Origin of the sequence: Streptosporangium jomthongense (genome assembly GCF_042650425.1) — a bacterium.
GTDB lineage: Bacteria > Actinomycetota > Actinomycetes > Streptosporangiales > Streptosporangiaceae > Streptosporangium.
Genome location: NZ_JBHSBC010000001.1, coordinates 1 through 10,909 on the forward strand (window position 1 = coordinate 1; position 10,909 = coordinate 10,909).

The following is a 10,909-nucleotide window of genomic DNA, read 5'->3' on the forward strand; positions in this document are numbered from 1 at the left end:
CTGTTGAGTTCTCAAGAAACGGACGCGTTCACCGTCCGCCGCCACACCACCCGGTGCGACCACTTCAGGGGCATAAACTTCCGTGTTCCCATCCTATCATTTCTGGCCGGTCCGTGTCAACCCGCCGCCTTCGCAGCCACTCGACACCAACCTGCCAGACCCGCTAGGATCTCGCTCACCCCGTCTCCGGAGCAACCCTTCCAACTTACTCTGACATCCGGCTTCTGTCCAATCCCTCAGACAGGCTAGATCTTCAGTGATCTTTTGGAGGGGTGTGTGGGATCTCATCCCACTTGAAGAACTCTAGCAGTCCATTCGGGCTCTCAGGACCAACTTGCCGGTAACAACTAAGTCTTCCCTGGGTCACCATGTCTCAAACGTGTGCCCGAAGCCGACACGCGAGAGCCCGGGACCACCAACCGATCCCGGGCTCTGTAATGCGATCGAGTGTTCAGCCGACAGGCAGCGCGTCGAGCTGGGCCGTCAGTCTCGCGATGTCCTGATCCGCCTGGGCGGCACGGGCACGCACCTTGGCCACCACGTCATCAGGCGCCTTCGACATGAACTGCTCATTGCCAAGCTTGGCGGCCACCTGGGCGGCTTCCTTGCGTGCCACCGCGAGATCCTTCTCCAGACGCTTGCGCTCAGCCGCCACATCAATCGTCCCCGCGGTGTCGATCTCCACCTGGATTCCGCCGACGTCGAGGCGCGCGGTCGCGGCGAAGGAGTCGGACGGCTGGTCGAGGCGGAGCAGCGACCTGATCGCCCCCTCGTGCGGGGCCAGGGCCGTACCGGTGAGGGAGAGTCGTGCCGCTACTCGTTGGCCTGGCTTGAGACCCTGGTCGGAACGGAACCTGCGGATCTCGGTGACCAGCCCCTGGAGGGCGACGATCTCCTTCTCCGCGTCACCGTCGCGCAGCGACTCCTGAACCACGGGCCACGGGGCGACCACGATGGAGGGGGCCGCGGTCACCGCTCGCCACAGTTCCTCGGTGACGAACGGCACCAGCGGATGGAGCAGACGGAGCAGCGCGTCGAAGACGTGCCCGAGCACCAGCCGGGTGTGTTCCTGTCCCGCGGCCAGCTGGATCTTCGCCAGCTCCAGGTACCAGTCGCAGACCTCGTCCCAGGCGAAGTGGTACAGCACATCGGAGACCCTGGCGAACTCGAACTCCTCGAAGGCCGCGTCGACCGTACCGACGACCTCCTGCAGCCGAGAGAGGATCCAGCGATCGGCCGCGGTCAGCTCCTCGACAGGAAGCTCACCGACCGTCGCGCCGTTCATGAGCGCGAAGCGGGTGGCGTTCCAGATCTTGTTGCAGAAGTTGCGGGAGCCGCCTGCCCATTCCTCGCTGATCGCCACGTCGGATCCGGGGTTGGCACCGCGCAGGAGCGTGAAACGGGTGGCGTCCGCGCCGAAGCGCTCGACCCAGTCGAGCGGGTCCACCACGTTGCCGAACGACTTGGACATCTTCTTGCCGTACTGGTCGCGGACCATCCCGTGCAACGCGACGGTGTGGAACGGAGGACGACCCTCCATCGCGTAGATGCCAAACATCATCATCCTGGCCACCCAGAAGAACAGGATGTCGTAACCGGTGACCAGGACGGAGGTCGGGTAGAACTTGGCCAGTTCGGGGGTCTTCTCCGGCCAGCCCAGGGTCGAGAACGGCCACAGTCCCGAAGAGAACCAGGTGTCGAGGACGTCGGAGTCCTGGACGTAGCCGGCGGGCGGCTCCTCGTCGGGGCCGACGCAGACGACCTCACCCTCGGGGCCGTACCAGACCGGAATCCGATGTCCCCACCACAGCTGCCGTGAGATACACCAGTCGTGCATGTCGTCGACCCAGTCGAAGTAGCGCTTGGCCAGCTCCGGCGGGTGAATCCGGGTGCGTCCCTCACGGACCGCGTCGCCGGCGGCCTTCGCCAGGGGCGAGACGTTGACGAACCACTGCAGCGACAGTCTCGGCTCGACCACTGTCTTGCAGCGTGAGCAGTGACCGACCGAGTGGAGGTAGGGCCGCTTCTCCGCGACGATCCGGCCCTGCTCACGCAGGGCGGCCACGACCGCGGGCCTGGCCTCGAAGCGGTCGAGCCCCTCGAACGGACCGTGTGCGGTGATCACTCCGCGTTCGTCCATGACGATGAGAGAGGGCAGCGAGTGACGGCGGCCGATCTCGAAGTCGTTGGGGTCGTGCGCCGGAGTGACCTTGACCGCTCCGGTGCCGAAGGCGGGGTCGACGTGCTCGTCGGCCACGACCGGAATGCTGCGGCCGGTCAGCGGGAGCTCGACCTGCCTGCCGACCAGGTGCGCGTAGCGCTCGTCCTCGGGGTGCACGGCGACCGCGGTGTCGCCCAGCATGGTCTCGGCGCGGGTCGTGGCGACGATGATCTCGTCCTCGCCGGAGCCGTACCGGATCGAGACGAGTTCGCCCTCGTCCTCGCTGTGCTCGACCTCGATGTCGGACAACGCCGTCAGGCAGCGCGGGCACCAGTTGATGATGCGCTCGGCGCGGTAGATGAGCCCGTCGTCGAAGAGCTTCTTGAAGATGGTCTGGACCGCGCGGGAGAGACCGGGGTCCATGGTGAAGCGCTCGCGGGACCAGTCGACGCCGTCGCCGAGCTTCCGCATCTGCCCGAGAATCCGGCCACCGGACTCTTCCTTCCACTGCCAGACGCGCTCGACGAAGGCCTCCCGGCCAAGGTCGTGGCGAGAGAGGCCCTCCTTGGCGATCTCACGCTCGACGACGTTCTGGGTGGCGATGCCCGCGTGGTCCATACCCGGCAGCCAGAGCGTCTCCTGCCCGCGCATGCGGGCGCGGCGGGTCAGCGCGTCCTGGATCGAGTGGTCGAGGGCGTGGCCGATGTGCAGGACACCGGTTACGTTCGGCGGGGGCAGGACGATGCTGTACGGCTCGCGCTCGCTGCTGGGGTCGGCGGTGAAGTACCCCTCGGACACCCAGCGCTCGTAGCTCCGGGTCTCCACGTCGGCGGGGGTGTACTGGGTAGGCAGCTCTGGCGTCGTCACGGTGTCCAATTCTAGAGACGTCCGGACGGTCGATGTCCCCGACTCGCGGCCGTCGTCAGGTGTCCGCACACCTTCCGCCCTGTCCAGACATGTCTCTCTTCGGATGGCGGCCGGACTCCAGCCACCGGAAAGACCCGGAAAGACCGTGGACACGGCGACGCCCCCGCGTAGAGGAACGCGGGGGCGTCGCCGCTTCGGATCGTCCGGCGCTGAGGTCAGGCGGACTTCTCGCGCGGCGTGCGCTGCTGCTTGTTCAGCTGGTCACGGGGCACGAGGGTCGGGTTGACGTGCTCGAGCACCGACTCTCGGGTGATGACGACGCGGGCCACGTCCTGTCGGGAGGGCACCTCGTACATCACCGAAAGCAGGACCTCCTCCAGGATGGCGCGCAGGCCTCTGGCACCGGTGCCCCGCAGGATCGCCTGGTCGGCGATGGCCTCCAGGGCGTCGTCGCTGAACTCCAGCTCGACGTTGTCCAGCTCGAACAGGCGGCGGTACTGCTTGACCAGGGCGTTGCGCGGCTCGGTGAGGATCTGGATGAGCGCGTCGCGGTCAAGGTTGTGCACGCTGGTGATGACCGGGAGGCGGCCGACGAACTCGGGGATCATGCCGAACTTCAGCAGGTCCTCGGGCATGACGTCTCCGAAGATGTCGGAGGTGTCGATGTCGTCCTTGGAACGGATGATGGCGTTGAAGCCGATGCCCTTCCTGCCGACCCGGGACTCGATGATCTTCTCAAGACCCGCGAAGGCGCCACCACAGATGAACAGCACGTTGGTGGTGTCGATCTGGATGAACTCCTGGTGGGGGTGCTTGCGCCCGCCCTGGGGCGGCACGCTCGCGGTGGTGCCCTCCAGGATCTTCAGCAGGGCCTGCTGCACGCCCTCGCCGGAGACGTCCCTGGTGATCGAGGGGTTCTCGCTCTTGCGAGCGATCTTGTCCACCTCGTCGATGTAGATGATGCCGGTCTCGGCCTTCTTGACGTCGTAGTCAGCGGCCTGGATCAGCTTGAGCAATATGTTCTCGACGTCCTCGCCCACATAGCCCGCCTCTGTCAGGGCGGTGGCGTCGGCGATGGCGAACGGCACGTTCAGCATCTTCGCCAACGTCTGGGCGAGCAGTGTCTTGCCGGAACCGGTCGGGCCCAACAGCAGAATGTTGGACTTGGACAGCTCGATGCCGTCGTCACGCCCGCGCTCGCCGGACTGCACCCGCTTGTAGTGGTTGTAGACCGCCACCGAGAGCGCCTTCTTCGCCTGGTCCTGACCGATGACGTAGGCGTCGAGGAACTCGTAGATCTCCCTCGGCTTGGGCAGACTGTCCCACTTGAGCTCGGAGGACTCGCTGAGCTCCTCTTCGATGATCTCGTTGCAGAGATCGATGCACTCATCGCAGATGTATACGCCGGGTCCGGCGATGAGCTTCTTGACTTGCTTCTGGCTCTTCCCGCAGAAAGAGCACTTCAGCAGGTCTCCCCCGTCGCCGATGCGTGCCACCCCAGATACTCCTTTGCGTGGGACCGCCCTGGCTTCGCGGTCCGTTTCTTCCGACCGGACCGATACCCGGTGCGAAAAGTCATCCCGCTCAGGTTTCGACGTTACCGTCTTCTGAGCCCTCAGTGAGCCCCCTAGCGGCGAGTCGCACCGGAAGGTGCCCAATTGGGCACCGTTCCGGTGCGATAGACCTCATTAGGAGGCTATGGCCTTGGCGAGCTTCTTGCGCGACGGGATGATGTCGTCGATCAGCCCATACGCCTTGGCTTCCTCGGCATCGAGGATCTTGTCCCGCTCGATGTCCTTGCGGACCTCTTCGGCGCTCCTGCCCGAGTGCCTGGACAGGATCGACTCCATCTGCGTGCGCATCCGCAGGATCTCACGCGCCTGGATCTCGATGTCGCTTCCCTGGCCGCCACCCTCGGTTGAGGGCTGGTGGATCAGCATGCGGGCGTTGGGCAGGGCGAACCGCTTGCCGGGCGTGCCGCCGGCCAGCAGAATCGCCGCCGCCGAGGCGGCCTGACCGAGACAGACCGTCTGGATCTCCGGCCGGACGAACTGCATCGTGTCGTAGATCGCCATCATGGCGGTGAACGAGCCGCCCGGCGAGTTGATGTAGATGCTGATGTCGCGGTCGGGGTCGATCGACTCCAGCGTCAGCAACTGCGCCATGACGTCGTTGGCCGAGGTGTCGTCAACCTGCACGCCGAGGAAGATGATGCGGTCCTCGAAGAGCTTGTTGTACGGGCTCATCTCCTTGACGCCGTACGACGTGCGCTCGACGAAGGTAGGGATAACGTAACGGCCGTTGATGTCTCCCGGCCGGATCAACTCACTCACCTTTTGCCCCTTCAGGAGACGGCGCCCGTTGAGGGCACCTGCCGGGCGCTGCGCACGACATTGTCGATGAAGCCGTAGTCCTTGGCCTCCTCGGCCGTGAACCAGCGGTCACGGTCGGAGTCGGCCTCGATCTGGTCGAGCGGCTGACCGGTGTGGAAGGCGATGCGCTCGGCAAGGGTCTTCTTGACGTAGAGCATCTGCTCCGCCTGGATGGCGATGTCGGCGGCGGTGCCACCGATGCCCCCGGACGGCTGGTGCATCATGATGCGTGCGTGCGGGAGCGCGTAACGCTTGCCCTTCTCACCGGCGCAGAGCAGGAACTGCCCCATGGAGGCGGCCAGTCCCATCGCGACCGTGCACACATCATTGGGCACGTATTCCATCATGTCGTAAATCGCCATACCGGCGGTCACCGATCCGCCCGGCGAGTTGATGTAGAGCCAGATGTCCCTGTCGGGATCGTCCGCGGCGAGCAGCAGCAGCTCGGCGCAGATTCGGTTGGCGATCTCGTCGTTGACCTGGGTGCCCAGCACGATGATGCGCTCACGCAGCAGCCGCTGATAGAGCTGGTCTTCGAGCCTGAACGAGCCGTTCTGCTGGCTCATCGACTCGGGCCCGGAGCCGGTCGGCTGGTAGAAGGTCGGCGGGCTGGTCACAGCGTCACCTTCCGATGCGTCGTAATCGATTGGCTTTGCTTGTGACCTTAACGCGCGGCGCCTACCGGACATGCCCCCTCCACGTGCTGTTCGCTGACGGCGCATGCTCCCCGCACCGTCCCACACCTCTTCGCCTGGTCCGAGCCCCTACGGCCCCGCCGCCGAATCCGCCGTGTAGGACGGCGTCCACGGCGCAGGAAGGCCCCTGGAGGACATTCGGGGCGGTCCCCCGGACAAGGACGGCGCGACACGCCGGGACACCTGTGCGGGCGCTCAGCCGTACCTGACTGCCCGGATGGGGGTTTCCCGCGTGTGGGAAAGCGTGACGCCTCCCCGGTGCCCGGCACCGGGGAGGCGTCACGTAGGTCGTGGAACCGCCTTGTGGCCTACTCGGCGGCCTTGTCGGCGTCGCCCTCTGCGGCCTCGGCGCCCTCAGCGGGCTCCTCGACCACTTCCTGGCCGTTGATCTCGCTGTAGATGGCCTTGAGGTCGACCGTCTCGCCGGCCTCGTCGACCACCTTGGCCGCGTCACCGACGACGCTCTTGGCCTTGTCGCGGACGATCTCGACCATGGCCAGCGTGAGCTGGTCGTTGTCGGCCAGGTGCTTGGCGAGGGCGTTGGGGGCGACGTTCATCTGCATGGCGCGGCGCACCACGAAGTCGGTCAGCTCCTGCTCGCTGACGCCGAGCTCCTCGTTCTTGACGATCTTGTCGAGCACGAAGCCGGTCTTGATCGCCTTGGCGGAGCTCGTGTCGAACTCGGCGAAACGCTCTTCCTCGGTGGTCTGGTAGAGGCGGAAGTAAGCCTCCTTGCTCAGGCCACTCTCGGCGATCTGGTGCTCAAGGTTGTGCTTGCGGCTGTCGACCTCGGCCTTGAGCGCGCTCTCCGGGATCGGAATGTCGAGCTTGTCGAGGAGCGCGTCGAGGGCGTTCTCGCGCGCCTGGACGACCTGCTCGATCAGCTTGGTGCGGCGCACCTGCTCGCGGACGCTCTCCTTGAGCTCGTCGAGGGTGTCGAACTCGCTGGCCAGCTGGGCGAACTCGTCGTCGAGCTCGGGGAGGACCTTCTCCTTGACGCTCTTGATGGTGATGGTCACCACGGCCTCCTCGCCGGCGTTCTGCCCGCCGACCAGGTTGGTGGTGAACTCCTTGACGTCACCGGCGGACATGCCGACCAGCGCGTCGTCGAGGCCCTGCAGCACGGAGCCCGCGCCGACCTCGTAGGAGACGTCGCCCGCCTGCTGCTCCTCGATGTTCACACCGTCGATCGCGGCGGCCAGGTCCATCACGACGTAGTCGCCGTTGGCCGCGGCGCGCTCGACGCCGGTCAGCGTGGCGAAGCGCTGGCGCAGGCCGTCCAGCTGGGCCTCGACGTCCTCGTCCGTCACCTGGGCGACCGGGACGGTGACCTCGATGCCCTCGTAGTCGGGAACGTCGAAGTTCGGGCGGACGTCCACCTCGGCGGTGAACTCGACCTGCTCGCCGTCATCGATCTTGGTGACCTCGATGCTCGGCTGACTGACCGGGAAGATGTCGCTCTCGTCGACGGCCTGGCCGTACAGCTTCGGCACCGCGTCGTTGAGGGTCTCCTCCAGAACCACCGCGCGGCCGAAGCGCTGCTCGATGATCCGGGCCGGGACCTTGCCGGGGCGGAAGCCGGGGACGCGCACCTGCTGCGCGACCTTCTTGTACGCCGCCTGCATGCTCTCGCCGAGCTCCTCGAACGGCACCTCGACAGTGAGCTTGACCCGGGTCGGGCTGAGCTCCTCGACAGCGGTCTTCACGGGGTGGTCTCCTTGATCAAGCTTCGAGTGATCGCGGGCGCGTCAAGTCGTACGGCTACCGCGGCAAGCTCGCGCGCCGCGCCCACATGAGCGGCACCGGACACAGCCGTTCAGACATGCGATATTAGGGCATGATCAACTGTGGCGGGTGTCCAACGCCGCTGGCCAGTCTAGGGCAGAGCCGCGCCTGGGAGCGACCGGCGCTCGTTCAGTTCTCCTTGATGATTCTCCGCAGGATGTCGGTCGTCTCCCCCGGAGTGGTGCTGACCGCGCACAGCCGTTCCATGACCTCGCTGTAGCGGTCGACCTCCTCACGCTTGTCCAGGTAGAGGGCGCTGGCGAGCTGTTCGACGTAGACCACGTCGGGAAGCTCACTGTCCTGGAAACGCAGCACGCTGAAGGCGCCGCCCTCGGCGCTGTGACCGCCGAAGCTGAACGGCATGACCTGAATCGTGATATTGGGCTGGCGCATGAGGTCGAGCAGGTGCTCCAGCTGTGCGCGGGACACCTCGGCGCCACCGATGGGGCGACGCAGCGCGGCCTCGTCGATGACGGCCCAGAAGAACGGGCCGTCCGGGCGTTCGAGCACCCGCTGGCGCTGCATCCGCAGGTCGACGCGGCGCGCGATCTCCTCGGGGGAGATGCCCGCGCTGCCCGCGGTGATGACCGCCCGGGCGTACTCCTTGGTCTGGAGCAGGCCCGGCACGAACTGCACCTCGTAGGTGCGGATGCGGGAGGCCGCCTCCTCAAGGCCGACGTAGGTCTGGAACCACGAGGGGAGCAGGTCGTTGAAGCGGTGCCACCAGCCGGGCTCGTTGGCCTTGAGCAGCAGCTCCATGACGGCCGCCCTGGCTTCCTCCTCCTCGACACCGTAGAAGGTGAGCAGGTCGGCGACGTCGCGTTCCCGCAGGCCGACCCTGCCGAGCTCCATCCTGCTGATCTTGGACTCCGACCCCCTGATGAGGTGCCCGGCCTCCTCACGCGACAGGCCCTTGGCCTCGCGCAGCCGGCGCAACTGGGAGCCCAGGAGAATCCGCAGAGCCGTGGGACCCGAGCCCGGTTGAACCTGCGTCACTTCGCCTCCCTATTCAGTTGGGCCAGCGCACACAGTGTCACCACTTCCAGGCGCAATGACAAGGTCCCAACTCCGTGTCCGGTCCGACAACCTCTTCTACTGTTCGCCCATGCGCCTGCACGATGCAACTGCACGTGCATTTGGGTCTTGCAGCGGGCGTTCCGGTGACCCATGATGGCCTAGTGCATATTGGGCTTATGGTGCACAAGCTCTGAAAACTCACAACCAGCGCGGAGACTCACGATGAGAGCGGGAGATACCGGCAGGATGGTGGAGGAGCCGAAATCGGCTGCCGGCTACCTGCAGGCGACTCGCGAGGTGAGCTTCGACGACCTGCTCGCGGCCAGGCACTCCGACGCCACGGCGTGCCCGCTTCCCCACCAGGCGGACTCGGTGAAGACCGCCCGCGAGGTGACGAGGTCGAAGCTGCGGGAGTGGGGCCTGTCGGAGCTGAGCGACGACGCGGCCCTGGTGGTCTCCGAGCTCGTGACGAACGCGGTGCGCTACGCGCTGCGTCCACCGAGCACGATGGAGGCCAACCCGATCACCCTCGTGCTGCTGCACCTGTCTCCCCACGTGCTGCTGGCCGTCGCCGATCCCAGTGACGAGGTCCCCACCCCCAAGGAGCCGGACTTCATCTCGGAGAACGGCCGCGGCCTCTACATCGTGGAGACCTACAGCAAGTGCTGGGGCTGGGACCACCTCAACCGCGGCGGCAAGGCCGTCTGGGCGCTCTTCAGCGGGACGCACTGACCCACCCGACAGAGTCGGATGAGCCAGGCGAACCAGATGAAAAGGCCGACCCAGATCGAATCCGATCGGATCGGCCCCCACCAGCGTCGGGGTGACAGGATTTGAACCTGCGGCCCCCTGCTCCCAAAGCAGGTGCGCTACCAAACTGCGCCACACCCCGTACGTCGGTGCGCGCTCGCTCCGGATCTCCGGTACGATTACGCCCTGACGACCGGATGAAGTCTAGACCAGACTGACACCGGCTCGCGCGGACGTAGCTCAATGGTAGAGCCCCAGTCTTCCAAACTGGCTACGCGGGTTCGATTCCCGTCGTCCGCTCAGATGGCGAAGGGCCAGGTCACCTCCATGGTGTCCTGGCCCTTCCGCTATCGGGAACCGTCCGATCCTCTGTGGCCGTTCTCACGCTCCCGATCTTTCGTCCGGCCGTGTCGCGAAGGATGACCATCCGTCCGGCGGGGAACGGTCCGCACTACGGAGGACGGCCTCGTACGGCACGGACGTCGCGCGAGGCCCGGGACCGGCCGCACCGGATTGGGGACTCGACGGCCATCGGGTTTACGCTGCGGAGAAATATCGGGAAATCTGCGCCAAATGCGGATACGGGATATAGATCGTTCTTTACGATTCTCCATGAGCGGCAGTCAAGTCACCGGAGGGAACGTGGCGGGGTTCGAGGGCGTCATGATCGGCCGCGCGGGCGGTCACCCCGGCGGACCGGGTCCGGTGACCCCTCGCTGCGGCGCCCGCGGGGCCGCCGGAGTCCCGGCGCACAGCGGGAGGCTGGGCACGGAGCTGCGGTGGAACGGGTGAACCGCCGTTTCGTCGCCAAGGATCCGGCGTCGTCGACCCCCAGGATGAGCAGCCCGGCGACCATGCACGAGCAGCTCTCCCTGCTCAACGCGGCCAGCAAGCGGATCGGCAGCACGCTGGACATGTTCGAGACCGGCAGGGAGCTGATGAACGTCGCCGTGCCGCGCTTCGCGGACGCGGCGGGCATCCTGGTCCAGGACAGGCTGCTGACCGAGGGAGAGTTCGCCCAGCGCAGCATCGACGGCTCGGCGCTCGTACGGCGGATCGCCGTCGGGGTCTCCAGCACGACCCCGGACGAGTACGCCGAGGCCTTCCCGGTGGACGAGGTCACCAGCTACGCGGCGTGGACGCCGTACGCCAGGTGCATGGCCACCGGAAACCCGATCCTCTACCCCCGCCTCGGGCGCAGGACCTCGGAGGAGATCGGGCGCTCCTCCAAGCGTGACTCGGTCGCCCGGGTCCTGGAGGAG

At 66.3% G+C, this 10,909-nt stretch carries 8 protein-coding genes, 2 tRNA genes and 1 pseudogene; 4 read left to right on the forward strand and 7 right to left on the reverse strand.

The annotated features are described in order from the left end of the window. Nucleotides 1–451: 451 nt before the first annotated feature. The 6 genes from ACFOYY_RS00005 to ACFOYY_RS00030 form a co-directional block, all read right to left on the reverse strand. The gene (locus ACFOYY_RS00005; protein WP_386186648.1) at nt 452–3,037 is read right to left on the reverse strand and encodes a valine--tRNA ligase; all 2,586 of its coding nucleotides are present in this window, start codon (nt 3,035–3,037) and stop codon (nt 452–454) included. 206 nt (nt 3,038–3,243) lie between these two features. Then, a complete protein-coding gene (gene clpX / locus ACFOYY_RS00010) occupies nt 3,244–4,524 on the reverse strand; it encodes an ATP-dependent Clp protease ATP-binding subunit ClpX (RefSeq protein WP_184724068.1) in 1,281 nt (426 codons plus the stop codon). Nucleotides 4,525–4,716: 192 nt separating this feature from the next. Next, complete coding sequence (locus ACFOYY_RS00015) at nt 4,717–5,361, reverse strand: ATP-dependent Clp protease proteolytic subunit (protein WP_352010723.1); 645 nt, start codon at nt 5,359–5,361, stop codon at nt 4,717–4,719. A gap of 11 nt (nt 5,362–5,372) precedes the next feature. After that, nucleotides 5,373–6,017, reverse strand: a complete 645-nt coding sequence (locus tag ACFOYY_RS00020; RefSeq protein WP_386186651.1) for a ClpP family protease — start codon at nt 6,015–6,017, stop codon at nt 5,373–5,375. Nucleotides 6,018–6,403: 386 nt separating this feature from the next. Then, entirely contained in the window at nt 6,404–7,801 is a 1,398-nt protein-coding gene (tig, locus tag ACFOYY_RS00025) for a trigger factor (protein WP_352010722.1), read from the reverse strand. Nucleotides 7,802–8,009: 208 nt separating this feature from the next. Continuing rightward, the gene (locus ACFOYY_RS00030; RefSeq protein ID WP_352010721.1) at nt 8,010–8,876 is read right to left on the reverse strand and encodes a helix-turn-helix domain-containing protein; all 867 of its coding nucleotides are present in this window, start codon (nt 8,874–8,876) and stop codon (nt 8,010–8,012) included. 243 nt (nt 8,877–9,119) lie between these two features. Here ACFOYY_RS00030 and ACFOYY_RS00035 point away from each other — a divergent pair, with 243 nt between their 5' ends. Beyond that, on the forward strand, nt 9,120–9,629 hold the full coding sequence (locus ACFOYY_RS00035; protein ID WP_352010720.1) for an ATP-binding protein: 510 nt from the start codon (nt 9,120–9,122) through the stop codon (nt 9,627–9,629). Between the two features lie 86 nt (nt 9,630–9,715). On the opposite strand, the gene ACFOYY_RS00040 is transcribed toward ACFOYY_RS00035, so the two are convergent. Continuing rightward, a tRNA-Pro gene (locus tag ACFOYY_RS00040) sits at nt 9,716–9,789 on the reverse strand. Between the two features lie 87 nt (nt 9,790–9,876). Between ACFOYY_RS00040 and ACFOYY_RS00045 the strand changes: the two genes are divergently transcribed. The 3 genes and pseudogenes from ACFOYY_RS00045 to ACFOYY_RS00055 all read left to right on the forward strand — a co-directional run. Beyond that, nucleotides 9,877–9,947 (forward strand) — tRNA-Gly (locus tag ACFOYY_RS00045). A 312-nt stretch (nt 9,948–10,259) separates the two neighbouring features. Then, nucleotides 10,260–10,439, forward strand: a complete 180-nt coding sequence (locus tag ACFOYY_RS00050; protein ID WP_386186654.1) for a hypothetical protein — start codon at nt 10,260–10,262, stop codon at nt 10,437–10,439. Next, nucleotides 10,427–10,909 (forward strand): annotated as a pseudogene (locus tag ACFOYY_RS00055) (protein phosphatase); the annotation flags it as partial. The gene ACFOYY_RS00050 and the pseudogene ACFOYY_RS00055, both read left to right, overlap by 13 nt.

Bases quoted from the DNA above. Each gene is read 5' to 3' on its own strand.
- ACFOYY_RS00035 (WP_352010720.1), top strand. From the start codon at position 9,120: ATGAGAGCGGGAGATACCGGCAGGATGGTGGAGGAGCCGAAATCGGCT.
- ACFOYY_RS00050 (WP_386186654.1), top strand. From the start codon at position 10,260: ATGAGCGGCAGTCAAGTCACCGGAGGGAACGTGGCGGGGTTCGAGGGC.